Raw genomic sequence first — 23,392 nt, forward strand, 5'->3', positions numbered from 1 at the left:
ATGTCACGTCAATAAGGATCGACTGCATCGCGCAGTCCGTCGCCAAGCGCGTTGAACGCGAAGACGGTGACAAGCACGAAGCCGACCGGCGAGAGGATCCAGGGATAGGTGCCAATGACCGAATAGGTGGCGGTGTCTTGCAGCATCAGCCCCCAGGAGATCAGTGGCGGCTTCACCGCGAAGCCGAGAAAACCGAGGAAGGATTCGAGCAGGACGACACTGGGGATCGCCAATGTGACGGCAACGATCACGTGGCTCATCACGTTTGGGAAAATGTGCTGCATGATGATGCGGCCATCCGTGGCGCCGACCGCCATCGCCGCACGGACGTAGTCGATTCGCGCCAGCGCCAGGGTCTTGCCGCGCACCTCGCGCGACATCTGCGCCCAGCCAAGCGCCGACATGACGACGATCACGAAGGCCAGGAAGACATTTGTCGGCGCCGTCACCGGAACCAGCGACGTTAGCGCCAGATAAAGCGGCAATTGCGGAAATGCGAGCACCAGTTCGACGAAGCGCTGGACCCAGACATCGAATGTGCCGCCGAAATAACCCGACACCATGCCGACCGTCGTGCCGATCACGGTGACGATGAAAACCACGGTCAATGCGATCATCAACGAGATGCGCGAACCGTAAATCGCACGAGCCAGCACATCGCGGCCGAATTTGTCGGTGCCAAGGAAGTGCACCGGCTGGCCGTCGGTCGAGCCGAAGAAGTGCCGGTTCGCGGGAAGCAGGCCGAGCAGTCTGTACTCCGCTCCCTTGACGAAGAAGCCGAGCAGCCGCGGATGGTCGTAGTCCGGCCCGACGACGGGTTGGAAGGTAACCGGGTCGAGGTCTTCCGAATCCGCCAGGGCATAGACGCGTGGCTGGAAGACGAAGTTGCCGTCCTTGTCATGGAAGCTCATCATCTGCGGCGGGGCGAAGCCGACATCGGTCACCTTGGGATCCATCGGTGCGAAGAAGTCGGCAAACACCGCCAGCAGCACCAGAAACGCGACCAGGATGAGCCCGGCCATGCCGGTCCAGGACCGTTTCAGGCGGCGCCAGACGAGTGCGATGTAGCTCTCATTGCCGCGCGGCTTGATCTTGGCCGGCTCCTCGGCAAGTGGCGGCAGCGAGGGCTCGAACACAAGCATCTCAGGACCCTGCATATTGGCGCACACGCGGATCGAGCATGACGAGCAGCATGTCGGCGATGATGTTGCCGACGATCAGCGTCGCCGACAGCACCATCATGAAGGTCGCCGTGACATAGACGTCGCCAACCGCCATCGAACCGACGATCGCCGGGCCGACGGTCGGCAGGGCAAAGATGATCGCAGTCTCGATCTCGCCGGTCAGCATATAGGGCAGCACCACGCCCTGATACATGACCAGCGGATGCAGCGCATTGGGCACCGCATGGCGCATCACGACCGCACCACCGCTGAGACCCTTGGCGCGAGCGGTTTCGACATATTGCGCGTTCAGCGTGTCGAGCAAATTGCCGCGCATCACCCGCATGTTGTAGGCGAGCCCGCCAAAGGTGGCGATGGCGACAACCGGCCAGACATGCCGGACGAGATCGACGAACTTCGCCCAGGACCACGGGGCCCCGCCAAATTGCGGCGAAAAGAAGCTGCCGATCTCGGACACATTGAACTGGAAGACCAGCAGGTAGACGATGATCAGGGCCATCAGGAAGCGCGGCACCGTCATGCCGAGGAAGGAAATCGCTGACAGCGTACTGTCGATCCAGCTGTACTGTCTGGTCGCCGCCCAGATGCCAAAGCCGATGCCCAGCACCGAAGCCAAGAGATGGCAGACAAGCGCAAGCAGCAGCGTGCGCGGCAGCCGCTCGCCCACCACGTCGGCGACGGGCTTGTTGTAATACAGGCTGTAGCCGAAGTCGCCGCGGGTGACGATGCCGGCGATCCAGTTCAGGTATTGGAGCGGAACCGGCTTATCGAGGCCATGCTCCACGCTATAAGCCTTCGCCTGCGCATCGGCCTCGGCAAAGGAGGCTCCACCCTGGTTGATGAGCTGCAAGCGGATGTAGTCGGCATAGTTGCCCGGCGGGGCCTGGATGATCGCGAAGGTAACCACGCTCAAAATGGCGAGAACCGGTAATGCGGATGCTATGCGCATAAGCAGAAATCGCAGCATCGGCCGTTTCTCTCCTCGCTCGGTTTCAGTTATCCCCTTGCCGCTGGCTTTGTCCCGGCCGCGCCAGCAGCGCGGCCGGGAATTTTCAAGTCAGGGGAGGAAACTCAGTTCGTCGGACCCTTGTCGCCGGGCTTTCCGGGAAGCTGTTCGGGGAACAGTTCATATTTCTGCTGCTTGTCGACAGCGACCCAGACCCTTTCACGAATGATCGAATCTTCGGCCCAGTTGAACATGAAGATCGGCGTTCCCTGCGGGATATTGGAGAAGCGGTTGTTGATGATCAGCGCGCCGGGATATTCGGTCAGCCCGACGGTATAGACGTGTTGCGTCGAGATCTTCTGGAACTGCTTCATCAGGCTGGCGCGCTCGTCGTTGTCCTGCGCCGAGACGAACTTGTTGACGATGTCCACGAGGTCCTTCTCGAACGGCATCAGATCGACCTGGCCGTTTTCCGGAGCGCGATGGTTCCAGCTTGTGCGTGGGCCGATCGGCGCCAGTTGCTCGGTGTTCTGTACGACCGAGGTGAGCTCCTCATCATTGCGCCTGACCATCCAATCGAAACGGCCAGAATACATGGACGCGTCGCGCTGGACGCCGTTCAACCCGTTCAGGACAACGCGAAGACCTAGCCTCTCCATCTGGCCGACGACGCCCTCCGCGAGGCTCTTGTCGGTGGTGTAGTCATTGTTGACGAGCATCACGATCTCGACATTCTTTCCGCCGGCGGTGCCGGCAGGAAAATTGACGAAGCCGTCGCCGTCGCTGTCCTTCAGGCCTGCCTTGGCGAGTTCCGCCTTGGCGCCTTCGAGATCGAAGGGGTAGTAGACCGTCGACTTCCGGTCGTAGAAGCTCGTACCCGAGGAGAAGCCGCCCGGATAGATGGCGGTGAACGGACCCTTGACCAGCGAGTCGCCGAGCGCCTTGCGGTCGAGCGCCATGGTAACGCCCTTGCGGAAATCCTCGTTGCGGTTCAGCTCGCGAACCGCCTGCCCACGCTCGTCGGGATTGCCCCAGCCGTTGGCGGAGAAGTTCATCCGCAGATTATAGCCGATCAGCCGCGGACCGAAGGCAAGCCGGGCCGGCGCGTCCTTTTGCGCCGCCCGCTTCAGCGAGGCGACGAAATTCTCCGGCTGCTCCAGATTGGAGATGTCGGCCGCCCCCGACACCGCCTGAACGTCGCGGTCGGCCCAGGTCGATAATTTGTAGTGCAGTTCATTGAGATACGGCAGTTGGTTGCCCTTCTCGTCGACCTTCCAATAGTACGGATTACGGCGCATGACGATGATGTCGTCGGGGCGGTATGCCACCGGCACCCAGGCACCCATCACGGGCATGTTCATATATTCCGGCGGGAACGCGTTCTTGAACTGCTCGTAAGTGTTCTTCGAGTATTTCGGATGCTGCGGCTTGAGGATGTGCGACGGTCCGGGGCAGAACTTGCCGTAAGCCATGGCGTAGAGGTGTTGCTTCGGAAAGGCGTCCTTGAAGGTCCACTCGACGGTGTAGTCGTCGATTTTCTTCAGCGTCGTGCCGACGCCGAAGGTCTCCTGCGTGGCGCCGTTCAGCGGCGAGACATTGGGGTCGATCACCTCGTCGTCCCAGTAGAACATCACATCGTCGGCGTTGAACGGAACGCCGTCCGACCATTTCGCGCCCTCGACCAGATGCATCGTCAGCGTGTGGCCGTCCTTCGACCAGTCCCAGCCCCTGGCGAGGTTCGGCAGCGGCTCGGTGTCCTTGGCTTCGACCTGGAAAAGCGGGGCCGTTCGCGTAAGGCATTCGGAGAGGCCGATGTCGATGCCGCCCCAGCCTTGCGTCTGCCCCGCGCCGTAGTTCCAGCCCTCCGGCCGGCCGCCGATGACATGGCGCATCGTGTCACCGTAGACGCCGACGCCGTCCGGCATGTTGCCGGTCTTGAAGACCAGCGGCTCCTTCGGGAGCCGGTCCTTGACCGGCGGCAGCTTGCCTGGCTTGACGTATTTGTCGGTGACCCAATCGGGTTCGTGGTATTCTGGAAGTGCCTTGAACTCCAGGATGGAGTCGCGCGCGACATATTTGATCTTTCCCTCGGCGGGAAATTGCGCGGGCACCGGCGGCACGGTCGGCTCGGATGCATATGCGCTCAGCGCCGAGGCCGAGACGCCAAGCGCCAGCCCTGCGAGAATGCCAATGTTTCGAAAATTCCTCATCGTCTCTCCTCCCTGTTGTTCAGGAGCGCGTTGACGCCGCTCCATTTCTCCTCGAACGCTATGCAGACGGTGCGGCGCCGAAAATCCCTCCGAAACTTTACCGCAATCCGTCCCGATGAAATTCAGACGGCCTGCTTGAGAGCCGTTTTTTCCGCACGCAATTCCTCGATCGAACGGACGTCGCGCCGTGCCGCACCGGCCCATTCTCGGGTCTTGACCCTGGATTTCGAAAGCCGTTCCTTCGCGGCCGGCACCGCATCGGCATATTGCGGCAGCCAGCGGGCCTGGGCGACGACCATCTCGTCCACCATTTGCCAAACCTCTTCCGGGGTCGAAACCGCGCCGACCAGTGGGTCGTGCAGGACCGCGAGCTTCAGCAGGTCGATATCGCCGGAGATTGCCGCATGAACCGACATGCGCTGGACGTTGATCGAGGAAATGCAAGTGGCGGCGCAGCCCTCCGGCAGCGTGATGCCGGCCACCATGTTGATACCGAAGCGATCGACGAAGCCGGGCGACTCGACGATCGCATCCTGCGGCAGGTTGGCGATGATGCCATTGTTCTTGACGTTGAAATGACCGCGATAAACGCGGTTCGTCTCCAGCGCCTCGAGAATATGGCTGGCATGCTCGTTGGAGCGCTTGGCAGGATCGATCGGCCTCGCGGCGGATTCCAGAAATTGCGGGAATTCGGTTTCGAACCAGTTGCGCGTTTCGGTCGAATAACGAAGGTAGCCGCCGGTCTCGCCGTGGATCCAGTCGGACATGTCGATCCAGCGGGTGATTTCGTCCGGCCGCTTGCGGTACCAGGGCAGGTATTCGGAAAGATGGCCGTTGCTTTCGGTCGAATAGACGCCGAACCGCTTCAGGACGTCGATGCGCAGCTTTTCCTGTTGCGAATAGACCGGATGCGCCTCGAAGGCGGCAACCAGCTCGTCCTTACCGATCTTGCGGCCGTTGAGACGCAGGTCGATGAACCAGGTCTGGTGATTGATGCCGGAGCAGATGTAATCGAGTTCGGTGCGCGACTTGGCGCCGAGCACTTCGGCGATCTGGTCGGCGCCGTGCTGGACGCCGTGGCAGAGGCCGACGGTATCGACCTTGCCATATTCGATCGCCGCCCAGGTGTTCATGGCCATCGGGTTGGCATAGTTCAGGAATTTCGCCCCAGGCTCGGCGACTTCGAGGATATCCTTGCAGAAATCGAGGATCACCGGAATGTTGCGCTGGCCGTAGAGGATGCCGCCGGCGCAAATCGTGTCGCCGACGCATTGGTCGATGCCATACTTCAGCGGAATGCGGATGTCGTCGGCATAGGCTTCGAGACCGCCGACGCGAACGCAGCTGATGACGTAGCGGGCACCCTCGAGGGCAGCACGGCGGTCGGTCGTTGCTGTAACCCTGGTCGGCAGCCTGTTGAATTCGACGACCCTGTCGAGGATCGACTTGATCATCTGGAGATTGCGCTCGCTGAGATCGGTCAGCGCGAATTCGACATCCCTGAATTCAGGAACGCACAAAATGTCGGTGAAGAGCTTCTTGGTGAAGCCGACGCTTCCCGCACCGATGATAGCGATCTTGAAACTCATCAGTCTCACCTCGACCTGATCGAATGTTAGGGCAAAGGCGGCGAAAACAGGCCTGGCCCGCCTCCCATGGCGTGCAGGCTGGACTCCGGCGCTTCCTCCCGTCCGCTCTTTGACCGCGGTTTCTTTTGCTTTTCTCGAGGGATTATGCGCCTAATTCAGCACGCGACCAGAGAAGGATTATGCTTTTAGGGGTAATTTTGTGCTGCGGAACTTGATCGACGCCGGGCCGGCGGGCAGGACGGTATCGCTGCCGCGCGGCCGCCAGCGCCTGCACACCATGCCGACAAGCACGGGCTATGAAGTGCGCGAGAACGAGGTCTACGACTGGGATGGGCGCAGGCGCGGCCAGACGCCGTTTACCGTGCTCCAGCACACGATCAGCGGCATCGGCCGATTGCGCTACGAGAACCGGAACTACCGTCTGCAAAGGGGCGATACGTTGCTGGTTCTCGTGCCGCACAACCACCGTTACTGGCTGGCCAGGGGCGAACGCTGGGAATTCTTCTGGATATCGATGAACGGCGAGGAGGCACTGCGCATTCACAAGTCGATCCTTGCCGCCGTCGGTCCGGTGCTTCGGCTGAAGCCCTCGACGATCGATCATCTCGCGGATTGCAGCGTACGCCTGATCACAGGCGCGGTCTCGCCCGGAGCCGCCTCGGCTGTCGCCTATGAAGCCGCCATGGCGCTCTACGACGATGTCTTCGGCTCGCATGCCGTCACCGACGACAAGAGCGCCATGCAACCGGTCATCGATCACATCAAGGCTAATCTCGACAGGCCGCTCCGCGTTGCCGATCTCGCCGAGATCAGCGGCCTGAGCCGCGCGCATTTCTCGCGCTGCTTCGCCGAGAGTGAAGGTCTTCCGCCCGCCGAATTCGTGCTGCAGCAGCGACTGCAGCGCGCGGCGAAGTTGCTGACGAAGGCCGATTTCCTGCCGGTCAAGGAAGTCGCCATCATGTGCGGCTTCGAGGATGCCAATTATTTTTCGAAGGTCTTCCGCCGCCTCTACGGCATCAACCCGACGCAATTCCGCACCAACGGAATGTATGCCAGCCTGGGAACCGCCCGATAGATTCGCACCGCGCTTGGCGTCGGAATCGGGAACGCTTTTGCTTCCCCTTGGTTTAGGACAAGAGAGCCTGATCGCCGCTGCGACAACCCACTCTGAGCGGAGATCAGGCCACAGATGTCAGGGGAGTGATCGATGGACAATCCCGATCCGAACAACCCGAATCCACTGCCGGACAATCCCAATCCCGAGCCGGCCCGGCCGCCTGCCCCGCCGGAGACTCCGCCGGGAGAACCTCCAGGCGTACCCCCACCCTCGCCGGATCCAATTCCAATGCCGGACCAGGAGCCAATCGGGATTCCTCCTGGCACCCCTTCCGAAATTCCTTCGGAACCGACTTTTCCCGGGCCGACCGCCTGAAGGGCGGTCGGAGTGGAGGATGGCAAGGGTGATTTGGCGGAGCGCTCGAAACGGGTCTTGCCATGGAACGTTTTGCGCTGGCGCTCATTCACCCTTCCATCACGGAATTGGCGGCAGGGCCTGCAACCAACGGAGGTTAAAATGAAAGTTGGCAACTGCATGACAAAGGACGTCGAGATCGCCAGTCCGCAGCAAACCCTACGTGATGCGGCAGAAATGATGGGTCGCCTCGACGCCGGCGCGATGCCGGTGGGCGAGAACGACCGGCTCGTCGGCATGATAACCGATCGCGACATCGCAATCCGCGGCGTCGCCCAAGGCAAGACACCTGACGCCAAGGTACGGGAAGTGATGAGCACCGAGGTCAGGTATTGCTTCGACGACGAAGACGCGGAGGATGTTCTGCGCAACATGGCTGATCTGAAAGTGCGCCGGTTGCCGGTGCTTAATCGCGACAAGCGCCTGGTCGGCATCGTTTCGCTGGGCGACCTCGCCACCAACAGCGAGACGGCGACAGCCGGTGAAGCGCTAAGCGGCATCTCGCAACCCGGCGGCGAGCATTCGCAAACGATACACTGACGGCGCACCGTCGACCGGCCTTGCCACGACCGAACCGCCGGCCGGATAGACGCCAGCCTGCCGGTGAAACTGTTCAGAGGCGAACTGGACCGCAAACCGACGAGGAGCAAGCCATGATTACCATGAAGGCCGTCCGTATCCACGATTTTGGTGGACCGGAGGCTCTTTCGCTGGACGCGGTTCCGTTGCCTCAGCCGCATGACGACGAGGTCACGCTCAAGGTCTACGCGGCAAGCGTCAATCCCGTCGACTACAAGGTTCGCGAGGGCTCTTCGGGCGCGGATCTGCCCGTCACGCTCGGCCGTGACGTATCCGGCGTGGTGGAATTGTGCGGCACGCGGGCCCATACGCTGAAGAAGGGCGATCCGCTATATGCCATGCTCGGCAACGACCGCGGCGGCAACGCCGAATATGTCGTCGTCAAGGCAACGGAGGCGGCGGCGAAGCCGCAACGCTTAAACCACGCCGAAGCCGCCGCCGTGCCGCTTGCGGGCCTTACCGCGTGGCAAGGCCTTTTCGATCACGGCGGCCTCAAATCCGGGCAGCGGGTCCTCATCCATGGTGGCGCCGGCGGCGTCGGTCATCTGGCGGTGCAGTTTGCAAAGGTTGCGGGCGCCTTCGTCGCGACGACCGTTTCCGCGCAGGATTTCAATTTCGTCCGCGCGCTTGGCGCCGACCAGGCGGTCGACTACAAGAACCAGCGCTTCGAGGAGGTTGTCGAGGACGTCAACCTCGTCTTCGACCTAGTAGCAGGTGAAACACAGGACCGCTCGTGGGACGTGCTCAAACCCGGCGGCACGCTCGTCTCAACGCTTTCCGAACCGTCGGCGGAAAAGGCCCGCCAGCATCGGGCTCGCGGCGTCTCCTATCTGACCAAGCCGAACGCAGCACAGCTTGCCGAAATCAGCCGCCTCATCGACGCCGGGAAGGTCAGGCCGTTCGTGCAGGCAATCTATCCTCTCGAGGACGTCGCCAAAGCCGAGGAACGGCTCGAGAAGCAGCATACGCGCGGCAAGATCGTGCTTCAGGTAGCCGCCTAGCGGACGCAGGCCGTTTCTCCTGTTCAGAAGCCCGGCGGCCGAGAGTTTGACACAGGACGGCGCGCCGGGCCTGGCCGGCTTAGACAGGCGCCGGCCGAAGCAGCATGCGTCGGGTTTGCCGGAATACGCAAATCAAACAAATCAGGGAGATGCAACGGAATGTGAGGCACCTCGCGACGGCACCGGCGCACGGCCCGCTGTCAGTGAAATGCGAAGCGAAGGGGCGCAGCGTTTACCGACAGGCGGGTTAGGTTCCTACGGCCCGCAAGCCGCAAAAAACCGCTTCAATCTGTCGGACAGCGGCGATAGGCTCGAACCATGTCTCAATCTGCCAATCCGATCTCCATTGCCCGTCGCGATCAGATGTTTCCCGCGCTGGCTGAACCTGACCTGGACCGCATGGGCCGTTTCGGCGAAGCCGTGTCCTATGCTGCAGGCGAACAGATCGTCAAAGCCGGTGAGCTGGCGCCCGGTCTGATCGTGGTCCTGTCCGGCAAAGTGGATATAATCCAGGGCGGCAGCTTCGGCCGGCGCGAAACGATCGTCACGCACGGTGCGGGCAATTTCGTCGGCGAGCTGGCGCAGCTTTCAGCCCGGCCCTCACTGGTGGATGTGGAGGCGGTCGAGCCGGTCGAGGCGCTCGTCATCGCCTCGCAAAGGCTGCGGGACCTGATGGTACAGGAAGCAAACCTCGGCGAGCGCATCATGCGGGCGCTGATCCTGCGCCGTGTCGGCCTGCTCGAGAGCGGCACAGCCGGACCGATCATTGTCGGACCGGTCGACAGCGGTGACGTATTGCGGCTGCAAGGTTTCCTAGCCCGCAGCNCAGCGGTCAGCCGCATCGGGTTCTCGATTCCGCTACCGATCCCTGCGCCAAGACGCTGATCGAACGCTTCCATGTCGATATCCACCATTTGCCGATCGTGCTCTGCCCGAACGGCAAGCTGCTGCTCAATCCCGGAGAGAACGAGCTCGCCCGCTGCATCGGCCTGGTGAGGCCGATCGACGCCGACAAGCTGTACGACGTGGCCATTGTCGGCGCCGGACCAGCCGGCCTCGCGGCGGCCGTCTATGCGGCTTCCGAAGGGCTGTCGACGATCGTGCTCGATTGCCGTGCCTTTGGTGGACAGGCGGGCGCCTCCTCGCGCATCNATCGAGAACTATCTCGGCTTCCCGACCGGCATTTCGGGAATGGCGCTGATGGCGCGCGCTTACAATCAGGCGCAGAAATTCGGCGTCGAAATGGTGATACCGGACGAGGCGAAGCTGCTGGGCAGCGCAAGCGACGCGTCCGGTGCCCACTACACGCTCGCCGTCGGCGGCGGGGAGACCGTGCGGGCACGGTCGGTGGTGATCGCCAGCGGAGCGCGCTATCGCCGCCTTGATATGGCAAACCTGGCGCAATTCGAGGGAACCTCCGTGCACTATTGGGCTTCGCCGATCGAAGCCCGGCTTTGCGCCGGGCAAGAGGTGGCCCTGGTCGGCGCCGGCAATTCGGCTGGCCAGGCTGCTGTTTATCTGGCGGCGCATGTGAAGAAGGTATGGCTGCTGGCGCGCGGCAGCAGCCTGGATGCGAGCATGTCGCGCTATCTGGTGGAGCGCGTCAGGGCACAGCCGAACATCGAGGTGCTGGCTGAGACCCAGATCACGGCGCTGGAAGGCGACGACGGCAATCTTGGCAAAGTGCGCTGGCGCAACCGCGACACCGAGACAGCACGTCCGATCCGCCACCTCTTCCTGTTCATCGGCGCCGATCCGAACACCGACTGGCTGGCGCAATGCGGCGTGGCGTTGGACGCGAAGGGCTTCGTTCGCACCGGGCCTGACATTGGCCAGGAACGTGGTGCGCTGGAGACGAACCGCGGCGGGGTGTTCGCCATCGGCGACGTGCGCTCCGGCTCGATCAAGCGCGTCGCCGCTGCCGTCGGCGAAGGCGCCCAGGTGGTTGCAGCGCTGCATGCATATCTCGCGCGAAACGGCAGTCTCGCCGTGGCGCCACAACTGGTCAGGAGCGTATGATGGCAGACGAATGCAGGCACGCCGGGGACATTCGCGACGTGACACCGAGCGCGCTCGGCTGCGAGGAATGCCTGAAGAGCGGTTCGCAGTGGGTGCATCTGCGGCTCTGCCGCACATGCGGCCATGTCGGCTGCTGCGACGACTCGCCCAACCGACATGCCACCAAGCATTTTCGGGCAACCGGCCATCCTGTCATCGAAGGCTACGATCCNAGTTCAGACGTGTGCTCTTCCGATCTACCAAGCATTTTCGGGCAACCGGCCATCCTGTCATCGAAGGCTACGATCCGCCGGAAGGTTGGGGATGGTGCTACATCGACGAAATCTTCCTCGACCTCGGCGACCGCACCACGCCGCAAAACGGTCCGATACCGCGCTTCATTTGAGCTTTTTGCGAGCGGGCCGCTACAGCAATTCCAGGAAAAGTGTGAACGGTTTTCGTCCGGAATTGCGTCAAAACAAAAGATGGAGCTGTTCCGCGTTTCCGTGAAACGATGAACCGTTCTAAAGCATGTCGCGCAAAAGTGTGCAGCGATTTTGCGATAACGACATGTATAAAACAAGAATCTAAAGCGCGTCGCATGAGGCCGATCGAATGCGACGCGCTTTTAAGGCCCAGCGGCGCTCTAAGCCAGCCTGTCGAGCAGCGGCNGCCGATGACCGCTCGCGCATATGCCTGACGGTCTGGAGGACACGATCGGCAAGAGATGCAAGCGCGCCCTGTGCCGTGCGCGTCCCGATGACGGATTCCAGCGTAACCGCCTGCGTTGAGAATTTGTGTTTGAACGACTCTGCGCCACAGAGGAAATCGACCGTGCTCAAGCCGTGATCGATCGACCACTGCACGTAATCCATCAACAGGATCACACCCGGCGACGCCCGGCCGAAATCCGGATCGAACGTCGTCACGAAGGCCATCATCACGTCGTGCTGGACGAAGTTGATCGACACCGCGACCATCACGCCATTGCATTCGAGGACGAAGATATGCAGCACGCCGGCGCGCGCCAACGCATCGACGAGCGCGGCGAGTACCGGCACGCCCTCTTCGAAGAGGTCTGATTCACGCATGCGCTCGGTCAGCCATTTCCGCTTCAAGGCCGCGAGGCGCTCCAGTACCGGTTGCAGCGGCTCGTCGGGCGCAAGCAGGCGAAATCTCACCTCTCCGGTTTCTTCCAGCGCCTTGATGCCGCGCCGATAGTTCTGGCGCGTCTTTTTCGACTGGTCCGCCAACCATGCCGCTCCGCTTTCCCATTGTCCGGCAACGCGATAGCTGACTTCCGTTCGGTGAAAGTGACGAAGCCTGATGCCGCCGGAAGCTCCCGGCGTGAAAATTTTGCGGGCCGCCGCATCCGGCGAGAGACGACTGATCAAGGCAAGATCGAAGCCGCCTGCATCGCAGAGTTGGCTCCATAGCTCCTGCAACGCCGACAACGAGCATTCCGGAGCAACGAGAATATCCCCATAGTCGGTATAGCTGCCGGCCGCCCATTCGAGAAACCGCAGCCCCCTGCGCCTGCCGATCGCCAGCGGAACGACAGCAACGAGTCTCTCGCCCTTCCAGACCAGGCCGATCCGCAACGCGCGCTGGTCACGGCGTTGTACGGTACTCCACCATGCCGAAATCCAGGCATGGCTTTGAAAGATCAGCCCGTCGGTACGATGCCAAAGCTCCATCCAAGCGGCTTCGACCGCAGCCAGGCGATCCGCCGAACGGACGATTTCCAGGCGCTCCGCGCCTAGGACGTCGATGGAAACAGCGGTGTTCATGAAGGAGAACTGTCCTGTGGCTGCGCGACCACATTGGGCCGTCTGTGAAACAGTCGCATGACATGCCTTGCCATCTTCTTGAGCGGCAGGATGTAGAGCCCAAAGAGCGACTGGTAATCGCGCACATCGCGATCGACCAGGCCAAATTTCAGGTCTTCATCCGGCTCCGGGACAAATTGCGTTCCGAACAGACGATCCCAGAACGAAAAAAGCAGGCCGAAATTCTTATCGTAGTGACGCGGGTCGATGCTGTGATGCACCTGGTGCCAGTGCGGACACAGGATGATGTTGTTCAACGAGCCGAACGATATCTTGAGATGCGTATGGCGAACAAAGTCCATCATCAGGATGTTGCGGATGACGTAGACGTTGATGCCGAAGATAGCGATCTCTACCGGATCGAGTGCAATGAGGCTCCAGATGCCGAAGCAGATGCCCGGGATGACGCCATCCCACATACGGTTCATCAGATCGTCCAGCGGATGAACCCGGTCCTTGGTGATCCCCACCATCACCTCGGCCGAATGATGCACCTTGTGCAATTCCCACAGGAACGGAAAGCGGTGCTGGGCGACGTGGTAGAGGTAGTAGGAAATATCATAGGCGACCAGCATGGTTGCGGTGAAGATGACGATCGTCATCGGTCCCGCCGGGCCGCCGAGAAGCGGCGCGTGGATGTTAAGGAGCCAGCCGATTGCCTCGCGTGTGCCGTAGCCCACCGCGACGACGAAGGTGACGCCGGCAGGAATGAGCAGGAAAGGCATCATCGCCCGTTTCGTGATCCAGAACAGGGCGTCGGCTCGCGCCGACGGGTGCAGGATGACTTCCGCCGGGAAGGCGAAGTCGAAAAAGTCCCTGAGGGACTTATGTTCGGCAGTTCGCCAGTAGGCGATCACCGCGCTGCCCAGTGCGGTGAGGAGAAGCAGGCCGAGCGTGGTCAGATTGACGTTCGAAAGCTTTTCCACAATCGCTCTGGCAAATTCGGAAAACATCGTTGCAGCGGCTCCTGGGGCGAATTGCAAAGCACGAAATCCCCGCCACACCTGCTACGCCGCCTGCAACCAGTGGCTGTTGCGGGCGCAGCGGGCAAAGCAGGCTGGATGATGCGAGACTAGCAGATCAACGGTAACGAAACCGCTAAATGTCCAAACGTAATTAATGTCGAATACGGCTGGAACTCGCCCGGCAACTCTACGTTGGCGCCGGTTTTTGCCGTTGCGGCGGGTGAATTGGGGCAAGATGGATATGGATTCCAGCTTCGCCCACTTCACCGTGCCAGGCGAGGCGTTCGGCTTGCTGCCTGGTGCCAAAACGCAGTGAAACCCAACCGCCTTGCCCCGGCATGTCACCGCCGGCGCGGATATCGAGCGCGGCATCAGGAAAGCGGATGGCCAATAGCGCCTCGTCGCCGCGCAACACCGTGACCGTGTTTTCATGCCGGTCGGTATGGAGGCCGGCGGCCAGTTGGAAGACGATCTCGGACTGATGCTTGCCGCTGAGCAGTTGGTCGGTGATGAGGATGCCATCGGCCTGGCGCGCCAAAGTGCGCTGATGCATGACGCCGAAGCGGCTTCTATAGCCGTCGTGCCGGCCACACAGCCTCCAGTGCGTTCCAGGCTCGCTGTCCACCAGCGTCGCAACTGCCTTGTGCGACCAGTTGAAATTCCCAGCGATGGTGCTTTGGTTTTTACCCTCGATGTTCAGCGTGTTGTGCGCCGGCGTGGAGCGGAACCAGTCGCGCCATGCGCCTCCCGAACCGTAGAGCCAGGTGCCCGGATCGACCAGCACCGGCTCACCGTCGATGCACAGGGTGAGCGACAGCGCGTCGGCATGGCCGTGCGCCGCTATCGAGAGATAGCCGAGCGGCCCATGGTCGAACGTCAGTTCGACATCGCGGCCATTCATTGCTCCGCGCCAGACGGAGAGCCCACCTCGCGCGAATGTCTGCAAGCCATGCACCGCCGGTGCCGGGCCCGACGGCGCACCAAAGAAAAGCGAACGAAAGTCGTCGGGCCCCGGCGCGTTGCCCGGCGTCCCCAGTAAGCTTTGGATGGCGGCCGCGACGGATCGGATATAGTTCGGCTCGTCCCCCAGCTTCAGCACGCGGCCCTCATCGTCGTCGCCGAAGCGGGCGGCTTTCAGTGGCAGCCAGCCGACGAAATTGGCGAAGGCACCCAGACGCGCTTCGACAGCGTGGGGAAACGGCGTTCCCGCCTGGCGTGCCGCGGCGGCGCACAGCAAGATGAGTTCGGCGCTGAAAGCTGCGTAGGTCGGCGTTTGCTCGGCACCGGCGCCGTCGGCGAGTATCTGCTTGTGCGTCTCATTCAGGAGGGCGCCGTGGGCGATTTCGGATTCGGCCCCGAGCGCCAGGCCGACCAGATATTCGCCAGCCAATTCTGCGACGAGATGGTTGTTGGCGGAGGAATATCGCGATGGAAACCGCGGCAGCCAATAGGCGCTTGCCGCGAGTATCTCACCGGCTTTCCGCAGGGTCGTCGGGTCAAGCCGGTCGCCAACGAGGTCCAGGGTGACGATCAGGCTGATGGCTCGCAGCGCTACCTCGATGCCGGACGCCCAGCCAATGCCTCGGAACGGCGGATTGGCGGAATGCCAACTGCCGATTGCCACCTCAATGGCCCTCCGGGACCGATTGTCCTCGCTGAGGAGCAGGTGTGCAGCCAGTGGCGGCAATTGCTGCAGCCGGTTGATTTCCCAGACATATTTTATATCGCCAAGGTCGCCGCCATGGCGAAAATCGATGTCGAAAGTATGAGCCTCGGAGCCAGGCCAAAGCCTGCCGGTCACCGGATCAAGACGCCAAAGCTCAGCAGGAAACAAAACATCGGGCTCGCGCTTTGGCCATGTCCGCCCGAGTGCCGAAAACCGGCCCTGAAGCGTCTCTTGCGCGGCCGCCGCTATGGCTTGCCGTTGAGCGTCGGTCGCTGCCAGCACAGCGTGGCGAAATCCCGGCAGCACCGGGTGCAACTGCGGCGATGGATAGCGCTCCCACCCATCATCGCGGCGGCGCGACGCGATCCTTCGACGTTGCTCGCTCAGCCGGTGCAACACCTCGGCCGGTCCCATGCTGCGCAATCGGTTGATGTACCAGCCGATTCTCATGCACGCCCCGTCAACGTTTCGGTCCTTGTATACCATGCCGTCGAAAAGCTGCGCGCCGGCAATCTTCTTTCCCGTTCGTTGCGGTTAATATCTCCGGCACCATGCGGAGAGAGCGATGAGAAAAGCGGTGTGTGTTGTTGCCTGGGTGCTCGCCTTGGTTATGGCGGCCGAGGCAGCGCCCATCCCTCTCAAGCGCGGCGTTGGCGTGCATGAGTGGCTCAACTGGTCGCCGGTGGAGAAAGACGGAACCTACGTTTGGCCGCCCTATCGCAGCGAAAAGGAGTGGCTTGCGGGAAGCAGGCCGTTCACCGATTGGCCGGCCGGGGAGGTGTTTGCCCACATCCGATCGATGGGCTTCGACTTCGTCCGGCTGAGCGTCGATCCCGGCCCTCTGCTTGCCAGCGAGGGCGCCAGGCGGCAGCAGGCGCTGGACATACTTGCCGCCGCCGTCGAGCGGATCACGTCGACCGGCCTCAAGGTGGTTTTCGACCTGCATGGCGTCACTCAGGTTCCGGACTACAGCATGGAGATGATCTACGGCGGCGCCGACAGCGAGGGCGTTGCCGGCTACCGCCAGATGGTTGTGGCGGTCGCCGCCATGCTGGTCAAGATAGGCACCGACAAAGTCGCCCTCGAACCTTACAACGAGCCAGCATATTACCCTTGCGATCCAAGCGGCAGCGATGACTGGCAGCGGATCATGGCGGGGACCGTCCACGACATTCGAGCGGTCAGCAGCGAACTCACCATCGTTGCGACCGGCGCCTGCGGCGGCAGCATTGCCGGACTGGTCAACCTCAGCCCCGGCTTTGATGACCCAAACCTCTATTACAGCTTCCATATGTATGAGCCGCACAGCTTCACCCACCAGCGGCCCGACGACACAAACAGCTTTGTTTCGGGACTTCCCTGGCCTGCCGACAGCAGTACACCCGAAGTGGTGACCGAAACCCTTAGGGCGCGGATGGAAGCTGCCGGCTTGAGCAGGGTCGAGCAGATGATGAACATGGCCACCGCGCGCGAAGCAGTAGCGAAATATTTCGAGCAGAACTGGGGGCAGAGCCAACTCGAGACGAGCTTTCGTCAGGCCGTCGACTGGGCTGAAGGCCATGGCATTCCAAGCCGGCGGCTCTTCATGGGCGAATTCGGCGCTATTCTCATGTCAGCGGACGGCCGCATGGGCGCCTTCGAGGCCGACCGTTCGCGCTATCTCAAGGCGGTGCGCCGAGAGGCCGAACGCTTCGCGATCCCATGGTCTGTCTGGGAGTTCTCCAATCGCTATGGGATGAGCCTCATCCGGCCCGATGGCCCCCCGGTGCCCGACCCGGAGATGCTGCAGGCACTGGGCCTGCCCTAATTGCCGTCAGTTCTCGTCGCGGATGAGCAGCCGTCAACTTCGATCCTCTCAACGCCAGGTTGGATCGAGAACGGCCTGTGGCAGTTTTTCCCTCGCGGCTCGATCTGTTAGCCACGAAGTGTTTAATACATTTGTTGTACTGGAGTGAGGAATACGCGCGCCTAGGGGGAAACAATGTGTGGAATTGCCGGGTGGATCGGCCGAAGGGCCGAGAACCCACAAGAGCGGGCCGCCAGAATGTCAAATGCATTGCGGCATCGCGGTCCCGATGCCGAAGGCATCGAGTTCTTGGACTTGAATACTGGCGAGGAACAATTGGCATTGGTCCATCGCCGCCTGGCGATTATTGACTTAGCGCCAGAGTCAAATCAGCCGATGCATATCGAGGACGGCTATCTCAGAATAATTTTCAACGGCGAAATATACAACTATATCGAGCTGCGCCAGGAACTGATCGGCCTCGGTCATCATTTTCGAACGCGCTCCGATACCGAGGTGCTGCTCAGAGCTTATGATCAGTGGCACTTGTCCATGTTCGAACGGTTGAGCGGCATGTTCGCTTTTGCGCTCTGGGATGCTCAGAGGCACGAATTGATCCTCGCCCGTGATCCGTTCGGCAAAAAGCCCCTTTACCTCATGCAGAGCGAAAAACTGCTGTCCTTTGCCTCAGAGATCAACGCGTTGTTGTCATCGCAGCCAAATGCGCAGCAACTCGATTTGGACGCTGTGCACGAGTACCTGCGCTGGCGTTACGTGCCTGGACCGCGCACGCTTTTTAAACAAATCCGCAAGCTCAACCCCGGAAGCTATGCCGTTTGGTCGCAAGGGACTGTGACGGAAACGCGCTATTATACGCCTCCAGATCAAACGGACCTGACCGAGGACATCGACCACGAAACCGCCAAGCGACGATTTCTGGAACTGCTCGACCATTCCGTCGAGATCAGAATGCGCAGCGATGCACCTTTCGGCGCCTTTCTCTCCGGAGGCCTCGACTCGTCAGCAATCGTCGCCCTGATGACCAAGCACAGCGACAAGCCCATTCGCACATTTTCGGTCGGTTTCAGCGAACCGGCCTATAGTGAACTTCCATTCGCCCGACGCGTCGCCGATCATTTCAAGACCGATCATTGCGAACTGGTCATAGAAGCGGACGACCTGATTGACCACCTGCCGAAGTTGATTCGCCATCTGGGGGCGCCCGTTTCACAAAGTTCGGACATTCCGATTTACCTGATGTCGGAGCGAGCCTCACAGGACGTCAAGATGGTGCTCACAGGTGAAGGGGCAGACGAGGTTCTCGGCGGGTATCCCAAACATCGCGCAGAGTCACTGGCTGGAATCTACCGGTCGCTCGTTCCAGCCTTGCTCCACAACAACCTCCTCGCCCCTTTGATACGTGCCATGCCTGGCGCATCGGCCAAGTTCGATACATTTGCCCGAAGCGCGGGTGAAAGGGACTTTGCCACCCGGATGATCTCCTGGTTTGGAGCCATGACAGAGCAGGAACACAGTCGCCTCATCGGTGCGCCGGCCAATTGCCGCAATGGACGCAACAACTTACCGTTTTCCTCAAGCGCGACAGCATCCCATCTTCGCCGCGCGCTATTTTTCGATCAGACATCGTGGTTGCCCGACAATCTCCTGGAACGAGGCGACCGGATGATGATGGCCGGTTCAATCGAAGGAAGAATGCCGTTCCTCGATCGCGATCTGGTTGCGTTCGTCAGCAAATTGCCCGATCGCTACAAGGTGGGTTGGCGGAAGGGTAAGCTGATCTTGCGCAGCAGCATGGCCAACATACTTCCGGAGGAAATTCTCAACCGCCGCAAGATCGGATTCAAGGTGCCCGTCGCCGAATGGTTTCGGGGGTCGATGAGGAACTACGTGCACGACCACCTTTGCTCGCCTAACTCCGTCATTCGCAGCTATTTGAGCCCGAAACAGCTTGATCAAATCGTCTCGGAACACACCACAGGTGCCGCAGACCACGAAAAGCTGATATGGGCGCTGTTGAATTTGGAGATATTCCACCGCGAATTCGGGCTTGAGGCGCCGCCGCGATCATCAGCCTCAGCGCTTGACCGGTTGACGGCTTGACGCCGCCGACCGCCAGACATCGCAGATTGCGCCGACAAACGGGGCGAGTTCAAGCCGTTCCCGATGCACGGCCATGGCACCGGCACCAAGCCTCGCCCTCAGTGCTGGGCTCTCCACGAGGCGGCCCAGCGCATCGGTCAACGCAGTAACATCGCCTGGCGGCACCAGCAGCCCGGATTGCCCGTCGGTAATTATGTCTTCGACCGCGCCAACCGGGGTTGCCACCACCGCCAAACCGGCTGCCATGCCTTCGATCACCGACATAGGCAGGTTTTCGGCGAAGGAGGGAAGAACCAGAATATCCGCGAAAGAGATCAGCGACGCGACATCGTCGGGTCCCACCCAACCCGGAAAGGCGATCCGGTCTGCGATCCCTAGCCCGGCCGATTTTGCCCGTGCCGCATCGATTTCGCCATCGCCGGCAATCGTGGCGCGCCAGTTCTTGACGGGGTTCATGCGGTGCAGCGCGTCCAACAATTGCGGTACGCCCTTGCGGTCGCCGATACGACCCAGGAACAGGATATGCACGTGGCCGCCGCCACCGACGTGCGCCAGCGACGGGACTTCGGTCGCATTGGGCACGATCACGATATTGCCGGCAGCGCCTGGCGCCCGGCTGGCGACGAAATCGCGCCAAAGCCTGCCCAAAACGATCACCCGATCGGCATGCTCGAACAGAGCTTTGATACGGCGGCTTATGAACCCGTGATCGTCTTTCCAGAATGTCTGATACTGCGCCCCGTGCAAATGCAGGACATAGGGTATCGACAGCAGCCGTGCGCAGGCGGCGATCACCATCTTGCGATAGGTGCTGCCGGAGACTGAGATGTTGATATGAACGACATCGGCGCGTCCAGCCAGACGCGCTTTAAGCATCCGCAAGCAAAAGCCGAGCATATAGAAGATCGAAAGTCCGACATGCCCCGAGCCACGACTGGCAAGGAAGCGCACATCGATGTCGGTGACTTCTTGCCGTTCGAACTCCTGCTTCAGCGCCCCCATGATGCGGTCGATGCCGCCCTGGCCCGAAACGCCCGACGGCGTCGCGACCAAGACATGTATTTTTCGATCGGATATGAGGCGCTGCAACATGATGGTACTCTAAATAACACAGACCGGGTAACTGCAAAGCAAACGTTCCCGATAAGGTTTACGGCAAATCTTTTAGTTCAAACTGAATCTGTTCACCCTTCGCCGTCATCGCGCTGGATTTTCCGCCAATCGGCGGCTAGTCGAAGGTGAATTTTCCAGGGACACGCCTTTGCTGCTCCGTTCCACGCTCATTTATGCTCCGGCGATCCTGCTGACGCGAATCTCGGCGTTGCTCCTGCTGGTCGTCGTGACGCGTTTGATCGACCAGACCGAGTATGGCCTGCTCACTCTGGTGGTGACCGTCGGCGAAATGACCGACATTGCCGTCACCAACTGGCTGCGCATCGCGTTGCTCAGGCTTGGCGGCAAGGGCGAAGTCAGCCGCGGCAGCCTGATGCTGGCCGGGCAGGTGTTGCTTGCCACCACGGCACTGGCGCTGGTCATATCGGTAGGCGCGTCGGCGGTGGTCGTGCCGGAACGCTGGGTCGAGTTCGCGATCGCGGTCTGCGGCTATCTCGTCGCCGGATCCATCAGCCGCTTCGCGTTGACGGTGCTGCAGATGCAGCAGCGCCACTCGGTCTATTCGATGCTCGAAGCCCTGCGTGCCCTGCTGCAACTCGCGCTGCCGATCGGCGCCATCCTTATCTTCCAGGATAGCTTTCTGACGGTATCGCTCGGCTCGAGCCTCGGCGCCTTGATTGCCGGCATCGTGGCGGGCATCATGGCATCCCGACGCGTCGTTACCGGTCCGCCGCGCTTCACCCACAGAGACTTCTTTGCGCTCGGTGTGCCGCTGATCATCATGGCGCTGGTTGGCTTCGGGCTCAACAGCGCGGAGCGTCTGTTCCTCAAGTTCTATTACGATGCCAGCGCTGTGGCGATCTTCGCCGCAGCCTATGCGCTGGCCCGCCAACCGATCGACATGGTCGCTAACGCCATCAACATGGGCGCCTTTCCCGAGGTGGTCAGCCGGTTCGACGAGGACGGGCCCGCCGCATCGGGTCGGTTGCTATCGCAGTTGATGGCCTTGATGATGCGGCTTTGCCTGCCGATTGCAGCTATGCTGGTCGCGCTCAGCAGCGATATCACTGAGCTCATGCTGCCCTCGCAATATCACGGCCGCTTCGGCCTGCTGTTTCCGATCATCGCCTTCAGCGTGCTGTGTGCCAACCTCACCAGCTTCGTCTATGGCGTCGTGGTGCACGCGCACAAACGGCCGTGGCTGCTGATCATCGCCAATCTCTTCGGCTCGGCGGCAACAATCGCATTGTCTCTGCTATTGATCCCTTCGATGGCGGAGATCGGCGCCGCTTTGGCGCTGGCGGGCGGCTCGGTGGTGGGCTCCATAACCTGCATCATCATCAGCGAACGGCTCACGCCGGTGCCGGTGCCGTGGCGCGACATTGGCGTTTCGGCAATCATCTCGCTCAGCACAGGGGTGGCCGCCAAGCTTGCCAGCATGGTGGCCGGCGATGTGCCGGCAATCTTCTCGCTTATCGCCGGCGGCACCGCCGGAGCTGCGGTTTTCTTCGGGCTGACCTCGCTATTCCACCCTGTGGCAGCGACGCAATTCCTCGCCCAGCTGCGGGCGCGGCTACGGATCGCGTAGGCGCATAAGCGATCTGTAAGCGGCTCTTTCCTAAATCTGCAAACAACATCCCGCGGCTTGCGGAAATGGAAATTTTTGGTCTTCCAAGGCTTGCCCGGCCGTTCATCGCGGAGTGGACGAAACGTGCGCAGTTCCATCGTTTCGGCAGAGAACGAGCCTGGAATTCTGGTTCAGGACTGCCAGATATTGCCGGATTACTTTCCGGCGCTGATTGGCGCCATTTACGACTGCGCGCTCGATCCCTCACGCTGGGAGCAGACGTTGGCGGAAATCACAGCGGCACTGTCAAGCGAATCCGCAATCCTCTCCCTTAACGATCTCCGCCATAACCGGCTCTTGATCGACAAGAGCGTAGGCTGGGATAGGTTTGGGCTCGAGGAAAGACAAAAGCATATTCCCGAAATCCATGCGCGGCTAGAGGAATGGTTCGCTAAGGGATGCTCGGTGAACGAGCCTTACGTGGCCTCGCGGCAGCTCTCGCCCGACTACCTGCGGAGGTCGCCATACGTCCAACGCTGCCTGAAGCCGCTCGGCATTGTCGACGTCATGCATCAATTCCTGATGCGTACCCCATCGCATTTCTCGGAACTCGTTATTGGACGCCACAAACAGCACGGCGCGATCACTGATCGGGAAATTGAGATTGGGGCACTTCTCCTCCCGCACCTGCGTCGTGCGATCACCATCAGCAATGTGCTGGACGCCCGCACTGTCGAAAGCGCGCGCATGGCCGAAGTGCTCGATACGCTCCGCTGTGGTGTAGTGCTGACCGACGACAAAGCCACCATTCTGCACGCGAATCGCGCGGCGGAGCACATGTTTGGCACCGGAGCGGCGGTGCAAGGCACACGAGGTGTCCTCAGCGCGAAATCGTCGGCGGCAGCGCATGAGCTGCGCAAGGCGATCCGCGTTGCAGCCAACAACGAAGTCATGCTCGGCAAGGCCGGCCTTGCCGTCCGCTTAACCGAACCCGAAGCGCGGCCAATCTTCGCCCATGTTCTGCCGATGAATGGCAGCCAGCAGCGTGCAAGGCTGCAGCCTCAGGCGGCGGCGGCTATATTCATTGGGGCGCCGATCCGGGCAGCCTTTGACGTGCCGCCTGGCGAAACAAAAGAGAACATGCGCCGCCAGTTTGGATTGACCAAAGCCGAGGCCGATGTGGCCGCGGAAGTTCTTAAGGGAGGCGGGCGTGATGCAGTGGCTGCCCAGCTTGGTGTCTCAGTGACGACTGTTCGGACGCATCTCACCCACATTTTTGAGAAAACCGGCGTGCGCCGCCAGGCGGAGCTGGTCAGCATCCTGCTGAGCGGCGAAGGGCACGGCTGAGGAAGACCCCGGCCGTTATC

15 protein-coding genes and 2 pseudogenes are annotated in these 23,392 nt (G+C 61.2%); 9 read left to right on the forward strand and 8 right to left on the reverse strand.

What is annotated here, in order from left to right; all coding sequences use genetic code 11:
* Nucleotides 1-8: 8 nt before the first annotated feature.
* From X760_RS61950 to X760_RS61965, 4 genes are all read right to left on the reverse strand, one after another.
* Entirely contained in the window at nt 9-1,142 is a 1,134-nt protein-coding gene (locus tag X760_RS61950; RefSeq protein WP_031194485.1) for an ABC transporter permease, read from the reverse strand.
* Nucleotide 1,143: 1 nt separating this feature from the next.
* Nucleotides 1,144-2,151 (reverse strand): ABC transporter permease, encoded by a 1,008-nt coding sequence (locus tag X760_RS61955; protein ID WP_031194486.1) that lies wholly within the window; start codon nt 2,149-2,151, stop codon nt 1,144-1,146.
* A 104-nt stretch (nt 2,152-2,255) separates the two neighbouring features.
* A complete protein-coding gene (locus X760_RS61960; protein WP_023720678.1) occupies nt 2,256-4,340 on the reverse strand; it encodes an ABC transporter substrate-binding protein in 2,085 nt (694 codons plus the stop codon).
* A 122-nt stretch (nt 4,341-4,462) separates the two neighbouring features.
* Entirely contained in the window at nt 4,463-5,929 is a 1,467-nt protein-coding gene (locus X760_RS61965) for an alpha-glucosidase/alpha-galactosidase (protein ID WP_023720679.1), read from the reverse strand.
* A gap of 277 nt (nt 5,930-6,206) precedes the next feature.
* Here X760_RS61965 and X760_RS61970 point away from each other — a divergent pair, with 277 nt between their 5' ends.
* The 5 genes and pseudogenes from X760_RS61970 to X760_RS76540 all read left to right on the forward strand — a co-directional run.
* Nucleotides 6,207-7,004: an AraC family transcriptional regulator gene (locus X760_RS61970; RefSeq protein WP_084642854.1), complete on the forward strand. Its 798-nt coding sequence runs from the start codon at nt 6,207-6,209 to the stop codon at nt 7,002-7,004.
* Between the two features lie 498 nt (nt 7,005-7,502).
* A complete protein-coding gene (locus tag X760_RS61975; protein ID WP_023720681.1) occupies nt 7,503-7,940 on the forward strand; it encodes a CBS domain-containing protein in 438 nt (145 codons plus the stop codon).
* 113 nt (nt 7,941-8,053) lie between these two features.
* The gene (locus tag X760_RS61980) at nt 8,054-8,980 is read left to right on the forward strand and encodes an NADP-dependent oxidoreductase (protein ID WP_245278648.1); all 927 of its coding nucleotides are present in this window, start codon (nt 8,054-8,056) and stop codon (nt 8,978-8,980) included.
* A 318-nt stretch (nt 8,981-9,298) separates the two neighbouring features.
* A pseudogene (locus X760_RS61985) lies at nt 9,299-10,999 on the forward strand (FAD-dependent oxidoreductase).
* Nucleotides 10,996-11,210, forward strand: a pseudogene (locus tag X760_RS76540) (UBP-type zinc finger domain-containing protein); the annotation flags it as partial. The pseudogenes X760_RS61985 and X760_RS76540, both read left to right, overlap by 4 nt.
* Before the next feature lie 355 nt (nt 11,211-11,565).
* Here the strand turns inward: X760_RS76540 and X760_RS61995 are convergent.
* The 3 genes from X760_RS61995 to X760_RS62005 all read right to left on the reverse strand — a co-directional run bounded on the left by X760_RS61995 (nt 11,566) and on the right by X760_RS62005 (nt 15,888).
* On the reverse strand, nt 11,566-12,768 hold the full coding sequence (locus tag X760_RS61995; RefSeq protein ID WP_023720686.1) for a GNAT family N-acetyltransferase: 1,203 nt from the start codon (nt 12,766-12,768) through the stop codon (nt 11,566-11,568).
* Nucleotides 12,765-13,760, reverse strand: a complete 996-nt coding sequence (locus X760_RS62000; protein WP_023720687.1) for a sterol desaturase family protein — start codon at nt 13,758-13,760, stop codon at nt 12,765-12,767. Before X760_RS62000 ends, X760_RS61995 begins: the two co-directional genes overlap by 4 nt.
* Nucleotides 13,761-13,959: 199 nt before the next feature.
* Entirely contained in the window at nt 13,960-15,888 is a 1,929-nt protein-coding gene (locus tag X760_RS62005) for a heparinase II/III-family protein (protein WP_031194489.1), read from the reverse strand.
* A gap of 115 nt (nt 15,889-16,003) precedes the next feature.
* Here X760_RS62005 and X760_RS62010 point away from each other — a divergent pair, with 115 nt between their 5' ends.
* Together X760_RS62010 and asnB are read left to right on the forward strand one after the other, a co-directional pair.
* Nucleotides 16,004-17,245 carry a cellulase family glycosylhydrolase gene (locus tag X760_RS62010; RefSeq protein ID WP_023720689.1) on the forward strand — a complete coding sequence of 414 codons (1,242 nt, stop codon included), beginning with the start codon at nt 16,004-16,006 and terminating at the stop codon, nt 17,243-17,245.
* A gap of 174 nt (nt 17,246-17,419) precedes the next feature.
* Nucleotides 17,420-19,345: an asparagine synthase (glutamine-hydrolyzing) gene (gene asnB, locus X760_RS62015; RefSeq protein ID WP_051409709.1), complete on the forward strand. Its 1,926-nt coding sequence runs from the start codon at nt 17,420-17,422 to the stop codon at nt 19,343-19,345.
* Here asnB and X760_RS62020 read toward each other — a convergent pair.
* A complete protein-coding gene (locus X760_RS62020) occupies nt 19,319-20,437 on the reverse strand; it encodes a glycosyltransferase family 4 protein (protein ID WP_023720691.1) in 1,119 nt (372 codons plus the stop codon). The two genes, asnB and X760_RS62020, sit on opposite strands and share 27 nt — an antisense overlap.
* Before the next feature lie 169 nt (nt 20,438-20,606).
* On the opposite strand from X760_RS62020, the gene X760_RS62025 reads away from it, so the two are divergent.
* Both X760_RS62025 and X760_RS62030 read left to right on the forward strand, forming a co-directional pair.
* Entirely contained in the window at nt 20,607-22,046 is a 1,440-nt protein-coding gene (locus tag X760_RS62025; RefSeq protein ID WP_023720692.1) for a polysaccharide biosynthesis C-terminal domain-containing protein, read from the forward strand.
* Between the two features lie 123 nt (nt 22,047-22,169).
* Nucleotides 22,170-23,372: a helix-turn-helix transcriptional regulator gene (locus X760_RS62030; protein WP_031194491.1), complete on the forward strand. Its 1,203-nt coding sequence runs from the start codon at nt 22,170-22,172 to the stop codon at nt 23,370-23,372.
* The last annotated feature ends 20 nt before the right edge of the window (nt 23,373-23,392 follow it).

The sequence above is a fragment of the Mesorhizobium sp. LSHC420B00 genome, assembly GCF_000503055.1.
Taxonomy (GTDB): domain Bacteria; phylum Pseudomonadota; class Alphaproteobacteria; order Rhizobiales; family Rhizobiaceae; genus Mesorhizobium.